Genomic DNA, 23,437 nt, shown 5'->3' with positions numbered 1-23,437 from the left:
TGTTGTCATTATCGGAAATAGCCTGTTTGGACTCCAGCGAAGAAGATATAGTTAGTCTTGTATTTCCTCGAACTACTATATGTATATAGAGCCAAGGATGCATCCAGTTGGAACTGTGGTGTAAATTATCGGTACTTCAGTCTTCTAATTACCATCACAAATAGAATTGAAAAGATTGGAGTCAGAGATAGAAAAAGAGCAAACCCTCGCTGACTTTCTTTTTGCTCTTGAAAATTAATCCACTCCTGCCCATCAAAACTGACAAACAATGGAGCAGTTCCCAAGAAATAACCTTCGAATACAAGCTCGGGATACATCTCTCCACGAATTTCAGTTGTGAGTGGTCGTTTACCACCACTATTTTCTCCTAAGAGCATTTCCTCAAGTTGTTGATAGAAATCTTTACAGTTCTTTCGGGCTACCCCCCGATCAAGAAAACTTAGTTCCTGCCCATATTCTAATTTTATATAAACCCTATCATTAGTTACTCCAAATTTTTTCTTGTATGTCGAACACTCTATTCTAGAAATTGAACCAGAATAGTGTTGGACACCTTCTACTTCTGAGACGGCATTAGCATCTGTCCAAAAGAGGGAATAAACCCAGTATTGATATAAGAAAATTAGCAATAAAGCGACACACCACTTAAACATCCAGTCTCCTGAATTCCGATAACTTCAATATTATCCGCTCTTACATAACCGGCTATCTATCCGTAATATTAATTGCGTTATTGTATTTCATTTCATATTCATACTAGACTTTGCCTTTATTAATTTCTTTTCGGTAAATCATGTACTTACGCGCACATATCACTGCAAAAGGAAATATTAATATCCACAAAGCCAGTATATTCGCACTTCTCTTTTCTTCATCAAAATTTACTATTTCCACCCCTCCTATTTCTAACTGCATAACTTTAGCAGCTATAAAATGCCCCACAAACTGCTTTTTTAGTGGTTCTTGTACTTTTTCATAGAAATCATCGCATTGCTTATCAGGTAGTCGAAAATTTAAGTATTCTTCCGTGGACAGAAGTGTGTTCAATCGTGTCTCTCTAGCTCCTCTGGACTTATCAATATCAACACACTCAAAAGCTAATATTTTTCCTTCATAACGATGAAGTCTCTGAATGTCTTCGACAGAATCAACCTTTACCCAAAAAACAATATAAACAGCAATCAGATAAACAATTCCTAGTGACAACAAAAAAATCCGTTTGTACATTACCTCGATCTCCTTAATAGTACTCTTGTCATCGTGTTTAATTTGGAGGCCATCATGGGGGTAAACCTGAATAGCCACCGATTTGCTAGACACCTCTCAGCCATTAAAATGGCACTCAGAGAGGTGCAAATGAGCGACAAACGTTATCCCGAAGAATTAAAAATCGAAGTCGTTCGTCAGATCACTGATCGCGGCTAATCAGAGCCGGTAGCACCATTTATGGAAAAGCTTATACTTATTGCTCCCACCATGGCTATTCATAAGGAAATGTCATCTTTCAAAAATTCAAGCAGGCCTGCGAAAAGCTGATTTATTCTCGTCACCTTCTTGTGGGCGTGGGATTTATTTCCTTTCTCGAGTCACTCATCCTGCCCATCCCTCTTGAGGCCATGTTGATCCCGCTACTGCAGAGTCGTCGCGATCGATTATGGGCAATTTGCCTGTCAGCACTTCTGGGTTGTCTGCTCGGTGCTTCTCTGGGGTATTTCTTCGGTTATTATCTTTTCGAGCAGATAGGTGACCAGTTGGTAAGTTGGCTTGCATCACCTTCGGAATTCGATAGCATCCGCGCCGATATCCATGAACAAGGCTTCTGGTTCGTATTGAGTGTTGGTATCACCCCTGTGCCATTTCAGATCGCGATGCTGGCAGCTGGCGCCACGGGCTATGCCTTCTCGTTGTACATTGTGGCCACGTCACTTGCTCGGGCTGCCCGTTATTTCGGATTGGGCTTACTTGTCTGGCTGCTGGGCAATCAAGCACAAAAGTGGTTTCAGCAATACAAAACGCAGACAGCCACGATATCTTTCCTGCTTGTTGCCCTTGTCTGGGTGGGGGCCAGTTATTTTTATTGAAACAAGCATGTTTCAATGAGAACACATTTACCCTTCATCCGGGTTTATACTAACTGACCTTTTCTCTTGCTGATTATCAATCTGGCTGCAATAAATCATCCACCAGAAACTGCACCGATTTAGTCGCCCGAAATTCGTTCACGGCCAGCCGGTAACGAATCAGGACTTGTGTGCCCCGCTCCAGCCAGTCGGGCTTGCCTTGCCTGAAGGCCATGGCGGTGATTTGCCGGTTATCGGGCAGGCTTAAACTAAGACGTAAATGGTCCTGTTCCTGCCCCACCAGACGCCAGTCAGCGACTTCAAACAGACCATGGAAGCGGGGTTCTTCAAAACCCTGCCCCCACGGGGCGGCGTTGGGTAATTGCTCAGCCAGAGTGAGATTGATTTCACCGTGATGCAGTTCACCATCGGAATGCAGGTGTTGCTGGTAAACCGCCGGTTCGACCATTTCTGTGAGCACGGTTTCAAAGGCATGGGCAAAGGTTTGGAAATCATCCTGTTTCAGCGTTAACCCGGCTGCCATGGCATGGCCGCCAAAGCGTTGCAGCATGTCCGGGTGACGGGTAGCGATACGGGCTAATACATCACGAATATGTACGCCGGCAATCGAGCGCGCTGAGCCTTTGATTTCACCTTCATTACCCGGTGCGAAGGCAATCACCGGCCGGTGCAGTTTTTCCTTGATCCGTGAAGCCAGTAAACCAATCACGCCCTGATGCCATTCTGAGTCAAACAGACAAAAACCGGGGGCAGTGTTATCGGCGTCCAGTGACAGTTTTTCGAGCATGCTTAGCGCATCCTGCTGCATCTGCTGTTCGACACTGCGCCTGTCCTGGTTTATCTGGTCCAGTTGTGCGGCTGCAGAAAGCGCCTGCTGCCAGTCATCAGAGAGCAGCAGGTTAATGCCCAGGCCCATATCATCCATCCGCCCCGCCGCATTGAGCCTGGGCGCGATGCTGAAGGCTAAATCCGGACTGGCCAACTTGACGGCCTCACGGCCGGCTACCTGAGCCAAAGCCAGGATACCGGCACAGGCACGCCGCTGGCGCATCCGTTTCAGGCCCACATCCACTAAAGTCCGGTTAAGCTGATCCAGCGGCACCACATCGGCCACCGTGCCCAGCGCCACCAGATCCAGCCAGTCGCTGACATTGGGTTGTTTTATCCCCTGCTGTTCAAACCCGCTCTGCTCACGTAAAGCTTGTCTCAGCCCCAGCAGCAGATAAAAGCAGACGCCAACGCCGGCCAGGTTTTTCGAGGGAAAATTATCACCGGGCTGATTGGGATTAATAATGGCATCGGCTTGCGGCAGGGTTTCACCGGCCAGATGATGATCCGTGACCAATACCTTAATACCACGCGCCCGGGCGGCATCCACCCCCGCCACTGCGGCAATACCGTTATCAACCGTGAGCAATAAGTCCGGCTGGCTGTCAGTGGGGATTTCATCGAGCAGTTCTGGCGTCAGCCCGTAACCGTGAACAAAGCGGTTGGGGACAATAAAGTCGATATTTTTCAGTCCCATGGCTTTGAGCCCACGAATGGCCAGTGCACAACTGGTGGCACCATCGCTGTCAAAGTCGGCGACGACGGTGACTTTCCATTGCTGTTCTATCGCTTCAAGCAGCAAAGCTACGGCCTGCTCCATACCCAGCATCTGCTCGGGCCGGGGCAAATCAGTCAATTCAAAAAACAGGTTTTCGGCCTTTTGTATACCTCTGGCGGCCAGCACCCGGCGCAGGCAGTCCGGCCAGTGCTCCGGCAGGTTCTCCCAGCCGCTACTATCGCGTTGTTTGATGTCGACCTGTTTCATTTCCACACTTGCCAGCTTTTCATTGGTGTCAACCGGTAACGGCCCCACTCCGGTATGATGATATCCAGCTCTTTAAGCTGGCCGCGACGAAGTGCCTGAAAGGCTGGTACAAGCCAGTTATCAAGCAAATCATCCAGTTGCTGCTGCCAGTCCTGCTCGATTTCAAACTTGATCATATGAAGTGCCTGTTTGCCTGCCATCTCTTGATAGGCTGACACCACAGCGTGAAAAACCGAGTGACTCTCTTTGGCCAGTTTCGCCAGCACCTTGTCATCACCGGATACATGCGGCCATGATTGTAGCGTCGGCAAGCTGCCCTGCCCCCAGAACCAGAGACTATTGATGGGTACTTTGCCAGCCTGTTCGCGGGCCAGATTTTCCTGACAATCAAACAGCAGCATCTGGATTTCATTCCACAGTCTTATCCAGTCGCTTGCCTGTAAACCTTGTGGCAGCTTATCACTCACAGGCAGACCATTAAGGCCTTCTTTGGGCGTAAAGTCCACCTCGGGCAAGCTGTGCAGTTCCAGTAACCACTCCTCGGCACTGATCACGTTAAGGTGGCCCTGGTACGCATCCAGCAAAGGCTGAATACGGCAGGCGAATGCATGCGCTTCTTCAAGCGTGATATCCAGATCACGATAAAACAGCAGCAATTGATCCCGATCCGGGTGCAGGTAACAGGGATCAGCACAGAGTGAATTGACGCTGCCCCCGCGCAGCTGCGCTACCGGCAAACCGGCCGCTTGATTAGATTCGGAAAATAAAGCCAGTAAATGCAGATAATAAGCGCGACTATCGGGCTGAAAACGGGCTTTATTAAGTATTTTGTGCAGTGCGTCAGGCCATAAGGCCCGATTCAGTTCATTGGCAAATACAGCGGCAGCATCAGGCAGAATCAGGCTGAGATGGCTTTTAGCCATTGCCCAGCACCTGCCTTACAAAAGGAATAGTCAAACGACGCTTGGCCTGCAGTGAGGCTTTATCGAGCTGCTGCAATACCGTCATCAGTGCCGGCATATCACGGCCATAATGGCGAAGCAGATATTGCGCGACCTCGTCACTCATGCTCAGCCCGCGCGACTGCGCCTGCAATATCAAAGCCTGCTGCTTTTGTTCATCACTCATGCTGGTGAGCTGATACACTAGACCGGTGGCTAGTCTTGAACGTAAATCAGGCAGTTCAATTCGGGTGTTGGCCGGATTATTTTCAGTGGCCACCAGTAAATGACCTTTGGCATCGTGCAGCCGGTTAAAGCAGTGGAATAAAGCCACTTCCCACTCCCGGTTTCCGGCAATCGCTTCCAGATCATCCAGACAGAGCAAGTCAGCCTGTTCCAGGGATTCCAGCACCCCAGGCTGAGCAGTTTGAGTCAACTCAGCCAGTGACAAGTAGATCACACGGTAGCCCAATTGCTGAACGCGCTCAGCACAAGCAATCAACAAGTGGGTCTTACCGGTGCCACCCTCGCCACAGAGATAGAGAAAATCAAGACTGTCGAGATCACAAAACGCCTTGAGCGCCTGCTCGGTTTCGGGTTTGGCGAACAGAAAGTTATCCAGGCGATAAATTTCCTGTGGCGTCAGGCGCAGCGTTAACTGAGTTTGGGCGACCGTCATGATAATCAGAAAAATCAGGAATAAAGGTGGCTGCTGACGTAGCGCTGATGCGCATGACGCAGGAGCACCATGACTACCGCGGCCACCGGTAACGCCAGCAAAACACCGGTAAAGCCAAATAACTTACCGCCGGCCAATACCGCAAAGATGACCGCGACCGGATGCAGACCGATACGTTCGCCGACAAAATGCGGGGTCAAGAGCATGCCTTCTATTGATTGAGCAACAGTGAACACAATCACCACATAAAACACCGGTAACCACTCGCCGAATTGGAAAAAGGCCGCCAGGCCCGCCAGCGCGATACCGACAATCAAACCAAGGTATGGGACAAAGCTGACCAGTCCAGCAATCACGCCCAGCAACAGTGCCAGTTCCAGACCAATAAGACTCAGGCCAACGGTGTAAATAATCGCCAGTGCCAGCATCACCATCAACTGCCCTCGGATAAAGCCTGCCAGCATGTCATCACATTCCAGTGACATTTCGATGAATTTACCCGATATTCGACGGGGTAACAGCTCACGAAAACGCGCTACGAGCACATCCCAGTCACGTAACAAATAAAACGTCAGCACCGGGATCAACACCAGGTTCCCGACCCATTGCAGCAGTGCCATGCCGGACTGGGTGACATAACTGAACACACCACCGGCAACATTGCCCATCTCAGACCAGTAGTTGTTGAGTGCCTGTTTCAGCGTTTGCAGATTAAACACATCGCTGGGCAGTCCCGCACCGATAAGCAACGGCTCCAGCGCTTTTTGTGCCATGTTGAGATAACCCGGCAAATTGGTAAACAGCTTGGTCACCTGACCACTGAGCATCGGCAACAGCACCAGCAACAGGATAATCATGGCGATAAACAGCACAGCAAACACGACAGTCACGGCAACGGTGCGTGACAGTTTCCAGTTTTCCAGTCTATCGACCAGCGGATCACCAAGATAAGCCAGCAGAGCGGCAATAAAAAATGGCATCAGCACCGGCGATAGCTGGAACAGCAACCAGCCGCCCGCAATCAGACTGACCAGTAAAATCAGTTTATTGGTGTCACTCATCGTTTTTGTTTGATCTGCCGCCATGCTCTTGTTCCCCATACCAGAACATATTCCGTGCCGCTGTTAATGACACTGGCAACAACCAGCCAGATGCCAATCGTGACAACCTTGTCCAGACCCGGCAGCCACGGTTGCTGGATCATCACCAGCAGGACCAGTGCTATCTGCAATGTGGTATTAATTTTACTGCTCCACAACGGGCTGAGATCGAATTGTCCGAGATAGTAATGATAAGCAAGCCCACCGCTGATTATGATGACATCGCGGGCCAGCACCAGCCAGAGCAACCACACTGGCAGTAGTCCCAGCCAGGTTAATGTCGCAAAGCTGGCGACCAGCAGGAGTTTGTCGGCAATCGGATCCAGAATCGAACCCAGCCGGGATTCCCAGTGAAAATGCTTGGCCAGAAAGCCATCCAGCCCGTCGGAAATCCCCGCCACGGCGAACAACAGCAGGGCTAACAGGAACTGCTCTGATGCCAGTGCCCACACGACGGGCGCAACCAGCAGAATGCGAAGCATGGAAATCAGATTGGGAATATCTTTCAGACTCAAGGTGTTAACCGATAAAGTTTGGCATCGTTGCTGTTAGATTGCGGTTCTTCGACTAATAAACTGCCAACACTGAGCGTTCTTTGCAACACTTCCAGACTGCCCCTGAAGGCGATATCCAGGTCCAGTTGCTGGGCACCCAGATTAATAACACGGATATCGCTGATCAGTTCAAGCTGTTCCAGATAGGTCATCAGGCGTGTGAAATCAGCGTAACTCAGCACGTCTTTTATTTGCAGGGTCAGTCTCTGAGCTTCACCGCCGTTATCCACGCGTTGCCCGTATTGCAGCGCCAGTTTATCAGCCAGATGGCCAACCCCGGCAGCAAATGCCTCCTGCACGTCCCCCTGCGACTGCCAGGTGTCATTCAGGCCAGCGCCGTTAGCAGACCATGACACCTGAGCCTCATCATCATTCAATTTCACCACTGCAGTCATCACAATGTCGGCACCGTATCGATCAGAGGCACTGTCAATCGCAGCCTGATTACTTTGTTTGAGATCGCTTATCGTCAGCGCGCGCTGATCCTGCAAATCCATCAATGGCATCAGGATGGGCAAACCACGCTGATCGGCGGCCTGACTCAATGGACGAAATACGACCATGGGCGCCGTTTCCAGTCCCAGAATGCTGGATTCACCGCTGGCCTCAATGACAGCCCAGATTAAAATATCAGGCCGGTTACTGCCCCAGATGGGCAGCTCAAGCGCTGTTAAAGCCCGATTCACTGCAGCGGGGTCAAATCGTAACGTGAGGGAAAGTTGATCGGGCTGGGTTAAATCTGCCGCCGCAATATTGGTGCGGCGGTATTCATATTGCTGCATGTACTGTTCTGCTTCAGAGAGAACCGGCGCCAGCGCTGCAGTTTCCAGCAGGGCTTTATTACCCACCACTTTGAGCATCACCTGTTGCAGTAGCTGGGGCATCAATGCTGCCCTTTCCTGCGCATCGCGGGAACTGACCGGCGATGAAGCCTGGTAAAGATTATCCACCTCGGCGGCATGGCTGCCACAGGTCAGACTGAGTAAAATTAGGGTAATAAATAGTCGATGCATTGTGGTATTCTAACACGCTGTTTTCAACGTGTGACGACCTATCAACCGGTCCGTCAGGATCGAACTTTTAAGCGTCAACAATCCATATTTATTTTCAGGAACAAACCATGACCGATCGCGCGGATTCTTCTCGCACTTCTCTCAGTTACCGTGATGCCGGTGTCGATATCGAAGCCGGTAATGCACTGGTAGATCGCATCAAGCCCCATGCTGCCAAAACCCGCCGTCCGGGCGTTATGGCAGGACTGGGTGGTTTCGGCAGTCTGTTTGAATTGCCTCTGGACCGCTACAAGCAGCCAGTACTGGTCTCCGGCACCGACGGTGTCGGTACTAAGCTGCGTCTTGCTATCGAATCCGGTATTCACAATACCATCGGTATCGATCTGGTGGCCATGTGTGCCAACGACATCGCCGTACTGGGTGCCGAACCCCTGTTCTTCCTGGACTACTATGCCACCGGCAAGCTCGATGTTGATGTTGCTGAATCTGTGGTGTCGGGTATTGCCGAAGGCTGCCTGCAGGCCGGCGCCGCCCTGGTCGGTGGTGAAACGGCAGAAATGCCCAGCATGTATGAAGACGGTGACTACGATCTGGCCGGTTTCTGTGTCGGTGTCGTGGAAAAAGACAACGTCATTGATGGCAGCAAAGTGGCTGCAGGCGACAAACTCATCGGCCTCGCCTCCTCAGGTCCTCACTCCAATGGTTACTCGCTGATTCGCAAGATCCTGGAACGCAGTGGTCAAGCCCTGGATGACGAGTTTGATGGCGGCACGCTCGGCGAAAAACTGCTGGCACCCACCCGGATCTACGTCAAGTCTTTACTTGAACTCAATAACAAAATCAGCATACATGCCCTCTCCCACATTACGGGCGGCGGGCTGCTGGAAAATATTCCCCGCGTATTGCCGGCGGACAAAAAAGCCGTGATTGCCGCCGACAGCTGGCAGCGACCCGCGGTGTTTGACTGGCTCCAGCAACAGGGTAATGTCGAAGACAGTGAAATGTACCGAACTTTCAATAACGGTATCGGCATGGTCGTTGTCGTCTCGGCTGAACAGGCAGACACGGCCCTCAGCCTGCTGCATGGTCTCGGTGAGGAAGCGAGCCTGATTGGTCAGATTGAGGATCGCAGCACCGATGAAGATAGCGTGGTCATCGATTAAATGAATGATTCACGTCGCTCAGCCCGGCTGGTGATTCTGATTTCCGGCCGTGGCAGTAATATGCGCTCAATTGTCGAAGCCGCGCAGCAAGGTCAGCTGGCTGTCGATATCGCCGCCGTTATCAGTAACCGTCCGGGGGCTGCCGGTCTGGAATTTGCTCAACAGGCCGGTATCGACACGCAGGTCATTGATCACAAGCAGTTCGCCAGCCGCGAGGTATTTGATACCGCCATGGCAGAAGCCATTGATGTTTATCAGCCTGACTATGTCATTCTGGCCGGTTTCATGCGTATTCTGACCGCGGACTTCGTTGCGCATTATGCCGGTCGGCTGATTAACATCCACCCGTCTCTGCTGCCCAAGTTCAAGGGACTGCACACGCACGAACGCGCCATCGAAGCGGGTGAGAGTGAGCATGGCGCCAGTGTGCATTTTGTCACAGCAGAACTGGATGATGGTCCGGTAATATTACAAGCCAAAGTCCCGGTATTGCCGGGGGATGATGCCGACACCCTGGCAGCAAGAGTCCTGGAGCAGGAACATCTGCTCTATCCGGCTGCCATACAGAAGCTGGTCTCGCAACAAACGGAATAATTATGCTCAGAATGTTCAGCTATGTCCTGCTTTTTTGCCTCAGCAATCTTGCTGTGGCCGAGGATATTCCTGACTTTTCCGCTAACTACCTGGTTAAGCTCAACGGCATTCAGGCCGGTGAACTCAAGCGCACGCTCGAGACTCAGGACAACGGTTTACGCAAATTCAATTCCGTGTCCCAGGCCAAAGGCGTATTTTCATTCTTCAAGCCCGATGTCATAGAAGAAACCAGCGTCTGGAAACTGGTTGACGGCCGCGTAGCACCTCAGCGCTACCGTTATCAACGCACCGGCGGTAAGAAAGACAAGTTTTTACAGATGCAATTTAACTGGCTAGATAACAAAGTCAGCATCGACGACCGTGAGCACCCCTGGCAACTGGATATTGAGACCGGCGTACTGGATAAACTGGTTTATCAAATCAGTCTGATGCGCGACCTGAGCCAGGGTATCGAACAGGTCGACTACCGCATTGCCGACGGCGGACACCTCAAGACCTATGAAATCAAAGTGCTGGGAAAAGAGACCATCACCACACCCATGGGTCAGATTGAAACCATCAGACTGACCCGTCACCGGGAAAAACCCAGCGACAGGGAAACCACGCTGTGGTGCGCTCCGGCACTCAATTATCTGCCGGTCAAACTGGAGCATGTCGAGGATGATGCTGTCTTCACTGCGCTACTGCGTCGCCTGCAGGGAATAGATAGCAAACAGGCCTTCACCCCCATGCAATCAGCTAAAGCCATCAACCCATCATGAGCGAGAAACGTTTCCGCATACTGAAAGAGGAGATGCCTTTTAAGGGCTTCTTTAACGTCAAGAAATACACCCTTGAGCACACACTCTATGAGGGCGGCTGGAGTCAGCCGGTTGAGCGTGAAGTCTTCCATCGCGGTAATTGTGTCGGCATCCTGCTCTATGATCCACAGCGCGATGAAGTCGTTATTATCGAACAGTTCCGCGCGGGTGCGGTACTCAAAGCGGAACAGGAACAAGCCTGGCTGCTGGAAATTGTCGCCGGTGCCATGGAAGCGGGTGAGATGGCTGAAGCGGTTGCACGGCGGGAGTCACTGGAGGAAGCCGGCTGCGAAGTCCATGAAATCATCAAAATCCGTGAGTTTTTCACTTCCCCCGGTGGCACCTCTGAATATCTGACCTTATTCTGTGGCCGTGTCGATGCCAGTGAAGTCGGAGGTATTCATGGCCTTGATCATGAGGATGAGGATATAGCCGTCCGCAGTGTTTCCTTTGATGAAGCCTGGCAGCTTCTGGAAAACGGTCGGATTGAATCAGCCATCCCCATCATTGCATTACAGTGGCTGGCACTGAACCGGGAAGCGCTGCGCCAGCGCTGGTGCTGACTAGTCAAATTCCAGCGGTGCCCGACCTGCCCGCCGTCTAAGCCACGCCACACCCCGATAGACAGATGGCCGCTGAATCAACCAGCGTTCAAACGTGTATTTACCGGGGAAGTTAAGCAATAACACCCCTATCAACAGCGTTAACAACCCCTGCCCGGGCAAGACCAGCATCGCCAGCCCCATAAGCACAAAAATCAAACCGAAGACATTCTTCACGACCATCACAGCCCAGCGAATCACAATGTGCTGCTCCGCCCAGGGTGAGCGCTGGCGTTTGTTTCGCGCGAAATAATCTACCGGAATTCTGACCACCAGAAAAGGGATCAAGAACAAGCTACCGACAAACATGGCAAAGGATAGCAACCCCAGTATCAGTAACAGGGTTTCGTTTCCCCAGATGCTATCAAACAAATTCTGAAACACACTCATTAAGGCGACATCAGCCAATGGATAGGCAGTATTCAGTTATCGGGATTGATGCGGTAACTCACCTGCATATGATGCACCGCCCCCGGTGCCACTATGATGCTGTTAGCAATGGCATTGGCAGTTTCCACGCAGATGAACTGTTCGTAGTCCTCTGCAGACATATCATTGAGCTGCGCGGCCTTGTCCCAGGGATTCCAGACCACGAAGTTGTCCGCGCCCTGGTGTTCAATTTCAATACGACGCTTCAGGCTGGGGTCTACAATTTCTACCCGGCTTGGTGCATTGAGGTAAACCCGATCGGTTTCGCCTTTAGCGGTGATGTCACCGGTTTGCTTCTGGCGAGCAAAGCCAAGCGTTTTATCCAGGTAGTCAACACCATCCAAACCACTGACCCGGGTTTGCTTGACGTCACCAACCCGGAAATAGCTATGCAGGGCTTTAGAGACACTGAAAGGGATATCCCCCTTGTTTTCAGTGGTGAGCGAAATATTCAGCTGGTCGCCGATATGAATTTTTTTGCGCAGACGAAATTCGCTTGGCCACCATTGTTTACTGGTGGCGGTGGATTCCAGGCCCAGGGTAATTTCAACATTGTCATCATGCAGCTGACTATCGAGCACATCCCAGAACAGATTACGGGCAAAGCCATGGGCCTGACGACCAAGGTCACCCGGGTCATCGCCGAACCACGGCCAGCATAGTGGCACGCCACCGCGAATCGCTTTACCCTGCTCATAAATCGCTTTTTTGCTTAGATAAAACAGATCATGGTCGGCACGGGCCGGTTTAAATGACAGCAACTGGCCGCCGTAGAGTGCCACACGGGCCTGTGCTCGGGCCGTTGATACCTGGATCAGAGGCATGCCAGACGGGCCCTCGATAAAACTGACCTTATCTTCACGCCCGAAAATGCGATTAAGTGTGTTTAGATCCTGCATGTGTCAATGTCCAGACAAAAAAGACGGGCTGTTTGCCCGTCTTTCCATAGACATGGCTGACTGAAAATCAGTCAAGCCACCCCTTAGTGCTGGTGACCACCCTCACCGTGAACGTGACCGTGTTCCAGTTCTTCTTCACTGGCTTCACGCACTTCACGAATGGTCACATCAAAATTCAGATGCACGCCGGCCAGTGGGTGGTTACCGTCAACGGTGACGCTTTCCTCTTTGACATCCACGACGGTTACCAGAACCGGCCCCTGTTCGGTTTCGGACTGGAACTGCATGCCAACCTCGACGTTATCGACACCACTGAACAATTCACGTGGCACGTCCTGTTTCAGTTGTTCGTGACGCTCACCGTAGGCTTTAGCCGGTTCGATACTGGCCTGCACTTCATCGCCGGCTTCTTTACCCAGCAGTGCGTCTTCAAGACCGGGAATAATATTGCCGGCACCGTGCAGGTATGCCAGCGGGCCTGCGCCTTCAGAGCTGTCGATGACGCTACCGTCGTTATCTTTCAAAGTGTAATCGATAACAACGACTGTATTCTCTGCAACTTTCATTGATTGTCCTCTACTTGGATGTGTTGGATTTCAGCTGCAGCTTACTCACTACAACCTAAGGGCATTGACGCCAGTGGCCTCAGCCATATCACAGCGGCGCTGTGAGTCTAAGTCAGCGTCAGAAACAGCAACTACTGATCAGCGGGCTCTGGTGTCCCGGAAGATGCAATAGTCTGTGTACAGATGCTCTAATAATGACCGATTTGTCATTGTTTTACCAGCCGCTACCGGGACAACGATGCCCACATCGGTATGACTGTTATACTCAAACGCCACAACAAAACCTGTTGTCACGCTGAAAGGCGGGCATTCTAACATCAATACCAGACAAGCACATAATATGAGCAGACTGCTTTTATTTAACAAGCCTTTTGACGTCCTGACCCAGTTCACTGACAACGAGGGTCGACAGACACTCAAAGATTACATTGATGTCGCCGGCGTCTATCCCGCCGGTCGTCTGGATCGCGACAGCGAAGGACTGCTTCTGCTCACTGATGACGGCGTACTGCAACAACTGATTGCCAACCCCCGTTTCAAACTGGCAAAAACTTACTGGGTTCAGGTCGAAGCGATTCCCGATGCAACAGCATTACAGCAGTTGCGGGAAGGTATCATGCTGAAAGATGGGCAGACGCTGCCCGCAGAAGTTGAACTGATTGATGCCCCTGACATCTGGCCGCGTCAACCACCGATCAGAGAGCGAAAACACATCCCGACCCAATGGCTGGCACTGACCATCCGAGAAGGCCGCAATCGACAGGTCCGGCGCATGACCGCCGCGGTCGGCCACCCGACATTGAGGCTGATACGTTCAGCAATCGGTCCCTGGCAGATAGGGGAACTGCAACCGGGACAATGGCGAGCCCTTGATGAAAGAGACGTGATAAAATGGCGTGATGATTTGGAAACCAAGAACCACCGTCGCCGCCGTCGTCGAGCGCAACAACCAGTTCCTACTGGTCGAAGAAGAAATCAACGGCAAAATGACACTCAATCAACCCGCCGGTCATCTCGAGCCAGACGAAAGCCTGATTGACGCCGTCATTCGTGAAACCCAGGAAGAAACCGCCTGGCAGTTTGAACCCGAATCACTGGTCGGTATCTATCGTTGGGTGCATCCGGTCAAAAAAGACACCTATATCCGCTATTGTTTTTCCGGCCGGGTGACACAACATGATCCGGAACAGCCGCTTGATGGTGATATTCATCGCGCGCTCTGGTTGTCACTGGATGATATCAGGGCCAGACAGGCGCAGCACCGCAGCCCGCTGGTTTTGCAATGCTTTGAAGATTATCTGGCGGGTCATCGCTATTCATTGAGTTTATTACGTAACTGACTATGGCAGAAAAGAAAAAAGTAGTCGTCGGCCTCTCCGGCGGGGTCGATTCTTCCGTCGCAGCGCTGCTGCTCAAACAGCAACATGACAAAGTCGAAGGCCTGTTTATGAAAAACTGGGTCGACTTTGCCGATGAAAGTGAGTGCACGATTGAGGAAGACCGCAAGGATGCGATGTCCGTCGCCGACACCGTCGGTATTGACTTTCATGAAGCCAATTTCGCGATGGAATACTGGGACTATGTGTTCAAACATTTTCTCGATGAATACCGTGCCGGCCGCACGCCGAACCCGGATATTCTGTGCAACCGGGAAATCAAATTCAAAGCCTTTCTCGATCATGCGATGGAACTGGGCGGGGTGCTGATTGCGACCGGTCACTATGCGCGCGTTCAGGAACGCGACGGCAAATTCCACTTGCTCAAAGGTAAAGACAATAAGAAAGACCAGAGCTATTTTCTCTACACGCTGGGGCAGGAACAGTTGTCACGCACCCTCTTCCCCCTGGGCGAACTACCTAAAACTGAAGTCAGGGAAATCGCCGAAAAAGCCGGCTTTATCAACCACGACAAAAAAGACAGCACCGGTATCTGCTTCATCGGTGAACGCCAGTTCCGCGAGTTCCTCAGTCGTTATATCCCTGCCCAGCCCGGCGAGATGCGCACCCCAGAGGGTGAATATATCGGTGAACATGCCGGCCTGATGTATTACACACTGGGCCAGCGTCAGGGCCTCGGCATTGGTGGTCGCAAGAACAGCACCGGCGAGCCCTGGTTTGTAGCTGGTAAAGATATGGATAGCCGAACGCTCTATGTCGTCCAGGGCGATCATCCCTGGCTATGGAGTCAGAGCCTGAAAGCAGAACAATTATCCTGGGTGATGGGTGAAGCCCCTGCCTTTCCCTGCCGCGCTGCCGCCAAAACCCGCTATCGCCAGCCCGATCAGCCCTGCACCATTAGCCAGGATGAAAACGGCCTGATTCATGTCGAATTTGATGATAAACAGCGCGCGGTGACGCCGGGTCAGTCCGTGGTGTTCTATCAGGGTGATGACTGCCTGGGTGGCGGGATTATTGTTTCCACCGATGCGCCCGGGGTGCATCCATGAGTATCTCTGAACGCCAACGTGACCGAACCATCGCGCTTGCCGCTGTCGTGCAGTCAGCGATGCTGGTGCAGCATATTGCCGAGAGTGGTCAGGCCAGTGCCACCGATATCGAAACCCTGTTACAGAGCCTGCTGGTTGAAGAAGCCCCGACTACCGAGGCCGTGTTCGGTGGTATTGGCAGTCTTCGCCCGGGTCTGCGTGAGCTGAATCAGCAGCTTTCGAAAAAGAAACAACAAAAAGATGTCGTATTGCTGCGTTATGTCATCAGTCTGTTGCATCTGGAACGCCAACTGGCCAAAAACCCTAAAATGATGGACACCATCGGCCTGGAACTGGAACAGGTGCCTCAGCAGATTGAATATTTCGGAGAGATTATGGCACCGCAGGTCATCGCCCGTTTTGCTGATATTTATCACCGAACCTTAAGCCAGGTGAAACCCCAGATCCAGGTTTATGGCGATCCCAATTACCTGCAGCAACCGGATAACGTCAATAAAGTCCGGGCTCTGCTGCTCAGTGGTATCCGCGCCGCAGTTTTATGGCGCCAGAAAGGCGGTCGCCGCTGGCAGTTTCTGTTCCAGAGTAGCAAGATCCTGGAAGCGGCTCAGGAGCTTTACGCCGCCTGCTGAATTAAACGCTATTGCCAACGACTGATCGAAACTGAGCGTGGCGATTTTCGCTTATAAAAAAAGGCTGTTTTCCGTCAGGAAAACAGCCTTTTTTGTTTTGGTGTATTAACCCGGATCAGCTTGCTACCTGACGATACTCATCCAGTTCGTTGAAGTTGAGATAACGGTAGATTTCCGCCGCCATGGGTTTGATGCCAGCTACCGCTTGCAGATATTCCGCCACCGTCGGGATTTTACCCAAGCTGGCCACCACAGCAGACAGCTCTGCTGAAGCCAGGAATACATCCGCATTGTTACCCAGACGGTTCGGGAAGTTACGCGTTGAGGTCGACACCACAGTCGCGCCGTCAGCAACCCGGGCCTGGTTACCCATGCACAACGAACACCCCGGCGTTTCCGTCCGGGCACCAACCCGACCGAAAGTGCTGTAAACGCCCTCTTCGGTCAGCTGATGCTTGTCCATTTTGGTCGGAGGTGCAATCCACAACTTGACCGGCAGGCTCTTCATGTTTTCCAGTACCTTACTGGCGGCACGATAATGTCCGATATTGGTCATACAGGAACCGATAAACACCTCATCCACCGGCGTGTCCTGCACTGCCGACAGCGGCTTGATATCGTCCGGATCGTTCGGGCAGGCCAACAGTGGTTCAGTGATTTCATTGAGGTCGATATCAATCACCGCGGCGTATTCGGCATCAGCATCCGCTTCCATCAATTCCGGATTTGCCAGCCATTCTCGCATTGAATCGATCCGACGTTGCAGCGTACGGGCATCCTGATAGCCTTCAGCAATCATCCATTCCATCAATGAAATATTGGAGTTAAGGAACTCGATAATCGGCTCTTTGTTGAGTCGCACGGTACAGCCATTGGCACTGCGTTCTGCTGAGGCATCAGACAGTTCGAACGCCTGCTCGACTTTCAGATCCGGCAGACCTTCAATTTCCAGTACGCGGCCGTTAAAGATATTTTTCTTGCCTTTCTTCTCAACGGTCAGCAGACCCTGCTGAATCGCAGCATAAGGAATGGCATTCACCAGATCACGCAAAGTGATACCAGGCTGCATTTCGCCTTTGAAACGAACCAGAACCGACTCCGGCATATCCAGTGGCATCACCCCCAGTGCGGCACCAAATGCGACCAGGCCGGAACCAGCCGGGAAGCTGATACCGATCGGGAAACGGGTGTGCGAGTCACCACCGGTGCCGACTGTATCAGGCAGGATCATCCGGTTAAGCCATGAGTGAATAATGCCGTCACCCGGACGCAGCGATACACCGCCACGGGTACTGATAAAGTCAGGCAGTTCGTGTTGCAGCTTGATATCCACCGGCTTCGGGTAGGCAGCCGTGTGACAGAAAGACTGCATCACCAGATCGGCAGAGAAACCGAGACAGGAGAGTTCTTTCAACTCATCACGGGTCATCGCACCGGTGGTATCCTGAGAACCGACTGTGGTGACTTTGGGTTCGCAGTATGTGTTGGGACGGACACCTTCGACACCACAGGCCCGACCGACCATTTTCTGCGCCAGGGTGAAGCCTTTGCCGGTATCGACCGGGTCAACCGGACGGACAAAAATATCAGATGGCTCCAGGCCCAGCGTTTCACGGGCTTTGTCTGTCAGGCCCCGACCGATAATCAGTGGGATGCGGCCACCGGCACGGACTTCATCAGCCAGTGTAGTCGGACGCATGGTGAACTCACTGATCGTCTCACCGGCTTCGTTGACGATTTTGCCCTCGTAAGGGTAGATGGTGATGACATCACCGCTTTCCATATGCTGGACATCACACTCAATGGGCATGGCACCGGAATCTTCGGCGGTATTGAAGAAAATGGGGGCAATGTTATTGCCGAGAATCACCCCGCCCTGGCGCTTGTTAGGCACGTAAGGCACATCATGTCCCATATGCCAGAGCACCGAGTTAATCGCGGATTTACGAGATGAACCGGTACCGACCACATCACCAACCAGTGCCAGCGGGTAGCCTTTTTCCTTCAACTTTTCAATGGCAGCAATCGGATCATCCATCTTGCTCTGTAGCATGGCTTTGGCATGCAACGGGATATCCGGACGGCTCCAGGCTTCGGTCGCCGGGGACAAATCATCGGTATTGGTCTCACCCGGCACTTTGAACACGGTCAGGGTAATCTTATCTTCCAACTTGGGTCGTGACGTGAACCATTCAGCTTCAGCCCAGGACTGCAGTACACGTTTTGCGTATTCATTGCTGTCCGCTTTTTCCACCACATCATGGTAGGCATCGTAGACCATCAGGGTTCTGCATAACGCTTTCTCAGCGGCTGGCGCAGTCTCTTCAATATCCAGCAGTTCTATCAGAGACTGAACGTTATAGCCGCCCATCATGGTACCCAACAGTTCAGTAGCACGGACCGGCGTAATCAAATCGCATTGGGTATTGCCCTTGGCAATGTCGGTGAGAAAACCGGCTTTGACGTAGGCGGACTGATCAACACCGGGCGGGACGCGGTGAATCAGTAAATCTAGCAAGGTTTCGCTGTTCTCATCACCGGCCTTGAGCGCTTCAATCAGGCTGGAAACCTGTTCAGCATCAAGCGGTAATGGTGGCAGCCCCTGCTGGGCCCGTTCCTCAACATGTGATTGATATTCAGTCAGCACAGATAGTCACCCCAAAAGTTTCCAAATTCAGATGCAGGCATTTTACCTGAAAGCATCTGGAGACCGCGAACTCTGATATAATTTCGTTCACTTTTCTATCTAATCCAATTAACACAGTTTCATCGGAGTATTCATGGATTTAACTGCTTTAACCGCGATTTCGCCGGTTGATGGTCGTTATGCTTCCAAAACCGAAGCCCTGCGCCCGTTTTTTAGTGAATATGGCCTGATGCGTGCCCGCGTCGAAGTCGAACTGCGCTGGCTGCATCTGCTCGGCAATAATGCGGAGATTCAGGAAGTCCCCAAGCTGAGCAGCGAGGCGGAATCCTTTATCAATGACATGATTGCCAACTTCTCGGTCGCAGATGCGCAAGAGATCAAAGATATCGAGCGCACCACCAATCACGATGTTAAAGCGGTTGAATACTTCATCAAGAAAAAATTCAAAGCCAATCCAGAACTGCATGCGGTCAGTGAGTTCGTACACTTTGCCTGTACCTCGGAAGACATCAACAACACCGCTTACGGCATCATGCTGAAAAATGCCCGTGAACAGGTCATTCTGCCGGAAATGGACAATATCATTGCCGCCGTTCGCAAGCTGGCACAGCAGCATGTCGATACCCCGATGATGTCACGCACCCATGGTCAACCGGCCTCTCCGACGACACTGGGTAAGGAGCTGGCCAACGTGGTTCAGCGACTGGAACTGCAACGCACTCACGTCGCTGCGGTGCTGCTCTACGGCAAAATGAACGGTGCGGTGGGTAACTACAATGCCCACTACGCCGCCTATCCCGAGGTAGACTGGCCAATGATGGCGCATGCTTTTGTGACCGGTCTGGGTCTGCGCTGGAATCAATACACCACACAGATTGAGCCGCATGACTACGTGGCCGAACTGTTCCAGGCAATGATTCGTTTCAACACCGTACTTATCGACTTCTGTCGTGACGTCTGGAGCTACATCTCAATCGGTTATTTCAAACAAAAAACCGTCAAAGGCGAGATCGGCTCCTCCACCATGCCGCACAAGGTCAATCCAATTGATTTTGAAAATGCAGAAGGCAATCTCGGTATTGCCAATGCCGTGTTTGATCACCTGGCGCTGAAACTGCCGATCTCCCGCTGGCAACGTGATCTGACCGACTCCACTGTACTGCGAAACCTGGGCGTCGGCTTTGCCCACTCCCTGCTCTCCTACAGCTCGGCACTCAAAGGAATCGGTAAGCTGGAACCGGCACCGGATGTTATGGCTGCCGATCTGGATGCGAATTGGGAACTGCTGGCAGAGCCGATTCAAACCGTGATGCGCCGTTACGGCATTGAGAACCCCTACGAGAAACTCAAAGAGCTGACTCGTGGTCAACGTGTTAACAGAGAAATCATGCAGGATTTCATTGATGGCCTGGAGTTACCGGAACAAGCCAAAGCCAGTCTCAAGGCAATGACACCGGCCACCTACCTCGGTAATGCTGCGGAACAAGCCAGAAACGGATAATCATGACTGAACATATGCCGACTGCCGAAAATAACACCCTGTTGCACTTCGACAGTCGGGATCAGGCTGCCAGGCTGGCACTGGACCTCATCAACGAGGCCCGCCATGAGATCTGTTTTTTCGGTCCCATCATTGATCCGGTTTTCTTTGATAATGACGCGGCAGCGGCAGCACTCAGTGAGTTCGCTCGCCGCAGTCCCCGTACCCGAATCCGCATCGTCGTTCATGACACGCAGAAGAATGTGGTTAATAGCCATCGCCTTCTACCACTGGCGCAGAAACTGACCAGTTCCATCGCCATCCATCTCAGTAGTCACAAACACCGTGATCTGCGTCAGCAATATCTGCTGGTAGATGGCCGTTCCTATCTGTTTTGTCCGGTTGCCGATCGTTATCAGGGAAGGTCTGAAGTGCAGGCTCCGGCCGCAGTCAAACAAATGCAGCAAGAATTTGAAGAAATCTGGAATCAGAGTAAACCCGATATCAATACCAGGCGGCTGAACCTATGAGACTCTCTCTGTTAGTGAGCGCACTGCTGTTATCGTTGTCGGCTTATGCTGAAACACAAATCCACACCATCAATTTAAAACATCGACTGGCATCTGAGGTGCTACCTCAGGTAGAAGCATTCCTGCCCGACGATGCCACAATCACCGCTTATGACAATATACTGATACTGAAATCAGACCGGGCCACACTGGCTAATGTGCAGCAGATTCTGGACAAACTGGATAAACCACAGCAAAGCCTCATCGTCACTGTGACCCGAAGTACAGAAGATTTATCGCAACAACGCGGCAGCAGCAACCGGGTTGAAGTTGAGGCTGGTGAGGATATCAACGCCTCAGTAGGTATCAAGCGCTGGTCCACTCAGGGACGTGATGACCGTGATCAACGCTATCGGGCCCGCACACTGAGTGGTCAGCCGGTGTCGATTTCCCTGGGCGAGGATGTGCCTCAGCAGCAACAACTGGTTTTCATCGGTCCGCGGGGTGTCGCTGTCGCCAATGAAACACGCTACATCAGCACGAGTAACGGTTTCCAGGCTGTACCCACGCTGTTGCCCGACGGTCAGGTCCGGGTTGAAATACATCCTTTCTTCAGTAAGCTATCGCGGGTCGATGGCGACATTCGCAACAGTGAAGTGATCACCACGGTCGTGGGTCAAACCGGTGACTGGCTGGAAATAGGCCGTATCACAGAAAACGCCGAGCGTGAACGTGACGGCGTCACCTACTACCGCAGTCACGGCGAACAGAATCAAATTTTGTATCTGAAAATCGAATTATCCAATTAAGCAAGAGCGAATATGAATGTGAAAGAAGCGATCGTCAGCCGACGGTCTGTGAAACACTACGACCCTGAGCATGAGATGAGTAATGCTGAAGTTCAGGAACTGATGGAACATGCGATCCTGTCACCGACGGCGTTTAATATCCAGCACTGGCGATTCGTCAACGTGGTCGACAAGGACATGCGTGAGCAGATAAAAATTGCCAGCTGGGGCCAGTCACAGGTGACAGATGCTTCGATGCTGCTGGTACTTTGTGCCGACCTCAATGCCTGGGAGAAAGACCCACAGCGCTACTGGCGCAATGCCCCCAAGGAAGTGCAGGACTTTATGCTGCCGGCCATCGAGAACTACTACACTAACCACCATCAGGGCATGCGTGATGAGTGTATCCGCTCAGCCGGTATCGCCGCGACCAATATTATGCTGATGGCACGGGAATTGGGTTATGACTCCTGCCCGATGGATGGCTTTGACTTTGATAAGGTGGCGAGAATCATTAACCTGCCCCACGACCACATTATCGTGATGATGATTACGATTGGTAAGAAACTGCAGGATGCCAAACCGCGTGCCGGCCAACTGCCGCTGGAGGAAGTGCTTTTTACCGATCACTTCCCGGGTAAAGACAATAAGGCCTAGATTATCGGCGGCGGCGCTTCTGAAACGCAGTTGCGCCCTTTGCGTTTAGACATATACAGTGCCCGATCGGCGCGTTGCATGAAGCTCTCGACACCTTCAGTCGGCACATAGCGCGCCACGCCGAAGGAAATCGTGATCTGACCCAGTGATTCATGAGTGTCTTTACGCTGAATACGTTTGGATGCGATTTCCTGACGAATATTGTCGGCGACGGTCTTGGCATTCTGCAGACTGGTATTGAGTAGAATAATCGAAAACTCTTCACCACCGTAGCGTGCGACAAGATCGCGCCCTTTGACGCTGTCCCTCAGTGAATTGGCAATCACCTTCAGTACCTGATCACCGACCAGATGCCCATGCTGATCGTTGATCTCCTTGAAGTTATCCAGGTCACAGAACAACAAACAGACATCGAGCCCACTACTGTCGGCATCATCGGTGACCTTAGCCACCAGATCATCAAAAGCTTTGCGATTGGCTAAACCGGTAAGGGTATCGGTCTTGGCCTCACGCTTGGTGACTTCCAGTTCTTTCTTAAGCTTGTTGACCTCGACCATCGCTGTGTTGAGGCGCTCAGTAAGCAGTTCCCCGTTATTGATGGCCATTCGGGTTTCATTCAGGATTTCATCGACAATCTCATGAATCTGCTGCGGCGTCATGTCCCGGTTGACTTTGGCCATTAACGTATTCAGGTGCTGATTGACCTTGTCATTATGCGCCACACTGCTGCAGACAAAGTTGACCACCTCGCGTAGTAACCGGGCCAGCTCCAGACGCAGTTCAATCACTTCCTGCCGATCTTTTTCCAGGTTGAAAAACTGATCATGCAGTGCCTTGCACTGCGCCTGACTGAGCTCGGGATTGACCGCCAGCATAGACTGGATTTGTTCAGACAACTTCGCGTTGGCGCCTGACACATGCTCGTACCAGACCGCGTAATTATCAGGTGTCATTGGCACACCGTGCTTACGCATCAGTGGCAATGCCAGCCGCATGTATTCAGCAGCTTTGTCTGATAACTCGTTGTAGTCCATCCAGCCTTACCTC

At 51.8% G+C, this 23,437-nt stretch carries 27 protein-coding genes; 14 read left to right on the top strand and 13 right to left on the bottom strand.

All coding sequences use genetic code 11. From position 1 onward, the window contains the following. Positions 1-125 precede the first annotated feature (125 nt). Both OMQ46_RS03555 and OMQ46_RS03550 read right to left on the bottom strand, forming a co-directional pair. Positions 126-653 (bottom strand): hypothetical protein, encoded by a 528-nt coding sequence (locus OMQ46_RS03555; protein ID WP_266235792.1) that lies wholly within the window; start codon positions 651-653, stop codon positions 126-128. A 103-nt stretch (positions 654-756) separates the two neighbouring features. Further along, positions 757-1,227, bottom strand: coding sequence for a hypothetical protein (locus OMQ46_RS03550; RefSeq protein WP_266235794.1), 471 nt, complete (start codon positions 1,225-1,227; stop codon positions 757-759). Positions 1,228-1,281: 54 nt separating this feature from the next. On the opposite strand from OMQ46_RS03550, the gene OMQ46_RS03545 reads away from it, so the two are divergent. Both OMQ46_RS03545 and OMQ46_RS03540 read left to right on the top strand, forming a co-directional pair. Then, a complete protein-coding gene (locus OMQ46_RS03545) occupies positions 1,282-1,425 on the top strand; it encodes a hypothetical protein (RefSeq protein WP_266235796.1) in 144 nt (47 codons plus the stop codon). 191 nt (positions 1,426-1,616) lie between these two features. After that, positions 1,617-2,081, top strand: a complete 465-nt coding sequence (locus tag OMQ46_RS03540; RefSeq protein ID WP_266235853.1) for a YqaA family protein — start codon at positions 1,617-1,619, stop codon at positions 2,079-2,081. A 76-nt stretch (positions 2,082-2,157) separates the two neighbouring features. Here the strand turns inward: OMQ46_RS03540 and recJ are convergent, their stop codons facing one another. The 6 genes from recJ to OMQ46_RS03510 are packed head-to-tail and all read right to left on the bottom strand — an operon-like array spanning position 2,158 to position 8,181. Then, a complete protein-coding gene (recJ, locus tag OMQ46_RS03535) occupies positions 2,158-3,894 on the bottom strand; it encodes a single-stranded-DNA-specific exonuclease RecJ (protein WP_266235799.1) in 1,737 nt (578 codons plus the stop codon). Next, on the bottom strand, positions 3,891-4,817 hold the full coding sequence (locus OMQ46_RS03530) for a hypothetical protein (protein WP_266235800.1): 927 nt from the start codon (positions 4,815-4,817) through the stop codon (positions 3,891-3,893). The genes recJ and OMQ46_RS03530 overlap by 4 nt, the downstream gene beginning before the upstream one ends. Further along, the gene (gene hda / locus OMQ46_RS03525) at positions 4,810-5,514 is read right to left on the bottom strand and encodes a DnaA regulatory inactivator Hda (RefSeq protein ID WP_266235801.1); all 705 of its coding nucleotides are present in this window, start codon (positions 5,512-5,514) and stop codon (positions 4,810-4,812) included. The genes OMQ46_RS03530 and hda overlap by 8 nt, the downstream gene beginning before the upstream one ends. A gap of 14 nt (positions 5,515-5,528) precedes the next feature. Next, entirely contained in the window at positions 5,529-6,599 is a 1,071-nt protein-coding gene (locus tag OMQ46_RS03520; RefSeq protein ID WP_266235802.1) for an AI-2E family transporter, read from the bottom strand. Continuing rightward, positions 6,572-7,129 carry a CDP-alcohol phosphatidyltransferase family protein gene (locus tag OMQ46_RS03515; RefSeq protein WP_266235804.1) on the bottom strand — a complete coding sequence of 186 codons (558 nt, stop codon included), beginning with the start codon at positions 7,127-7,129 and terminating at the stop codon, positions 6,572-6,574. The genes OMQ46_RS03520 and OMQ46_RS03515 overlap by 28 nt, the downstream gene beginning before the upstream one ends. Beyond that, positions 7,126-8,181, bottom strand: a complete 1,056-nt coding sequence (locus OMQ46_RS03510) for a DUF2066 domain-containing protein (protein ID WP_266235806.1) — start codon at positions 8,179-8,181, stop codon at positions 7,126-7,128. The genes OMQ46_RS03515 and OMQ46_RS03510 overlap by 4 nt, the downstream gene beginning before the upstream one ends. Positions 8,182-8,288: 107 nt before the next feature. Between OMQ46_RS03510 and purM the strand changes: the two genes are divergently transcribed. The 4 genes from purM to OMQ46_RS03490 are packed head-to-tail and all read left to right on the top strand — an operon-like array spanning position 8,289 to position 11,301. Then, positions 8,289-9,344 (top strand): phosphoribosylformylglycinamidine cyclo-ligase, encoded by a 1,056-nt coding sequence (gene purM, locus OMQ46_RS03505; protein WP_266235807.1) that lies wholly within the window; start codon positions 8,289-8,291, stop codon positions 9,342-9,344. Beyond that, positions 9,345-9,938: a phosphoribosylglycinamide formyltransferase gene (gene purN, locus OMQ46_RS03500; RefSeq protein ID WP_266235808.1), complete on the top strand. Its 594-nt coding sequence runs from the start codon at positions 9,345-9,347 to the stop codon at positions 9,936-9,938. It abuts the gene before it with no gap. A gap of 2 nt (positions 9,939-9,940) precedes the next feature. Continuing rightward, the gene (locus tag OMQ46_RS03495; protein WP_266235810.1) at positions 9,941-10,699 is read left to right on the top strand and encodes a DUF3108 domain-containing protein; all 759 of its coding nucleotides are present in this window, start codon (positions 9,941-9,943) and stop codon (positions 10,697-10,699) included. Further along, positions 10,696-11,301 (top strand): NUDIX domain-containing protein, encoded by a 606-nt coding sequence (locus tag OMQ46_RS03490; RefSeq protein ID WP_266235811.1) that lies wholly within the window; start codon positions 10,696-10,698, stop codon positions 11,299-11,301. Before OMQ46_RS03495 ends, OMQ46_RS03490 begins: the two co-directional genes overlap by 4 nt. On the opposite strand, the gene OMQ46_RS03485 is transcribed toward OMQ46_RS03490, so the two are convergent. From OMQ46_RS03485 to OMQ46_RS03475, 3 genes are all read right to left on the bottom strand, one after another. Next, entirely contained in the window at positions 11,302-11,730 is a 429-nt protein-coding gene (locus tag OMQ46_RS03485; protein ID WP_266235813.1) for a PGPGW domain-containing protein, read from the bottom strand. It lies immediately after the preceding gene. 32 nt (positions 11,731-11,762) lie between these two features. Further along, on the bottom strand, positions 11,763-12,668 hold the full coding sequence (locus tag OMQ46_RS03480; protein WP_266235815.1) for a D-hexose-6-phosphate mutarotase: 906 nt from the start codon (positions 12,666-12,668) through the stop codon (positions 11,763-11,765). An 83-nt stretch (positions 12,669-12,751) separates the two neighbouring features. Continuing rightward, positions 12,752-13,234, bottom strand: a complete 483-nt coding sequence (locus tag OMQ46_RS03475; protein WP_266235817.1) for an FKBP-type peptidyl-prolyl cis-trans isomerase — start codon at positions 13,232-13,234, stop codon at positions 12,752-12,754. A gap of 340 nt (positions 13,235-13,574) precedes the next feature. Between OMQ46_RS03475 and OMQ46_RS03470 the strand changes: the two genes are divergently transcribed. The 4 genes from OMQ46_RS03470 to hflD are packed head-to-tail and all read left to right on the top strand — an operon-like array spanning position 13,575 to position 16,309. Continuing rightward, positions 13,575-14,273 carry a pseudouridine synthase gene (locus tag OMQ46_RS03470; RefSeq protein ID WP_266235819.1) on the top strand — a complete coding sequence of 233 codons (699 nt, stop codon included), beginning with the start codon at positions 13,575-13,577 and terminating at the stop codon, positions 14,271-14,273. Beyond that, entirely contained in the window at positions 14,194-14,574 is a 381-nt protein-coding gene (locus OMQ46_RS03465) for an NUDIX hydrolase (protein ID WP_266235940.1), read from the top strand. The genes OMQ46_RS03470 and OMQ46_RS03465 overlap by 80 nt, the downstream gene beginning before the upstream one ends. A gap of 2 nt (positions 14,575-14,576) precedes the next feature. Beyond that, positions 14,577-15,680, top strand: a complete 1,104-nt coding sequence (mnmA, locus tag OMQ46_RS03460) for a tRNA 2-thiouridine(34) synthase MnmA (protein ID WP_266235821.1) — start codon at positions 14,577-14,579, stop codon at positions 15,678-15,680. Continuing rightward, a complete protein-coding gene (hflD, locus tag OMQ46_RS03455; protein ID WP_266235823.1) occupies positions 15,677-16,309 on the top strand; it encodes a high frequency lysogenization protein HflD in 633 nt (210 codons plus the stop codon). The genes mnmA and hflD overlap by 4 nt, the downstream gene beginning before the upstream one ends. A gap of 115 nt (positions 16,310-16,424) precedes the next feature. Here hflD and acnB read toward each other — a convergent pair whose 3' ends face one another. Further along, the gene (gene acnB, locus OMQ46_RS03450) at positions 16,425-18,956 is read right to left on the bottom strand and encodes a bifunctional aconitate hydratase 2/2-methylisocitrate dehydratase (RefSeq protein WP_266235825.1); all 2,532 of its coding nucleotides are present in this window, start codon (positions 18,954-18,956) and stop codon (positions 16,425-16,427) included. Between the two features lie 133 nt (positions 18,957-19,089). Here acnB and purB point away from each other — a divergent pair, with 133 nt between their 5' ends. From purB to OMQ46_RS03430, 4 genes are read left to right on the top strand one after another with little or no spacing between them, the layout of a single operon-like run. After that, positions 19,090-20,457, top strand: coding sequence for an adenylosuccinate lyase (gene purB / locus OMQ46_RS03445; protein ID WP_266235826.1), 1,368 nt, complete (start codon positions 19,090-19,092; stop codon positions 20,455-20,457). A gap of 2 nt (positions 20,458-20,459) precedes the next feature. Next, a complete protein-coding gene (locus OMQ46_RS03440; protein ID WP_266235827.1) occupies positions 20,460-20,966 on the top strand; it encodes a hypothetical protein in 507 nt (168 codons plus the stop codon). After that, positions 20,963-21,754, top strand: coding sequence for a secretin N-terminal domain-containing protein (locus OMQ46_RS03435; protein WP_266235829.1), 792 nt, complete (start codon positions 20,963-20,965; stop codon positions 21,752-21,754). The genes OMQ46_RS03440 and OMQ46_RS03435 overlap by 4 nt, the downstream gene beginning before the upstream one ends. A gap of 12 nt (positions 21,755-21,766) precedes the next feature. Next, entirely contained in the window at positions 21,767-22,390 is a 624-nt protein-coding gene (locus tag OMQ46_RS03430; protein ID WP_266235831.1) for a nitroreductase family protein, read from the top strand. Here the strand turns inward: OMQ46_RS03430 and OMQ46_RS03425 are convergent. Next, the gene (locus OMQ46_RS03425) at positions 22,387-23,424 is read right to left on the bottom strand and encodes a GGDEF domain-containing protein (protein ID WP_266235833.1); all 1,038 of its coding nucleotides are present in this window, start codon (positions 23,422-23,424) and stop codon (positions 22,387-22,389) included. The genes OMQ46_RS03430 and OMQ46_RS03425 overlap by 4 nt on opposite strands. Positions 23,425-23,437 lie beyond the last annotated feature (13 nt).

This window comes from Methylophaga sp. OBS1 (assembly GCF_026319365.1).
The sequence above is the reverse complement of the archived record's forward strand: the minus strand, read 5'-3'. Positions and strand labels throughout refer to the sequence as shown.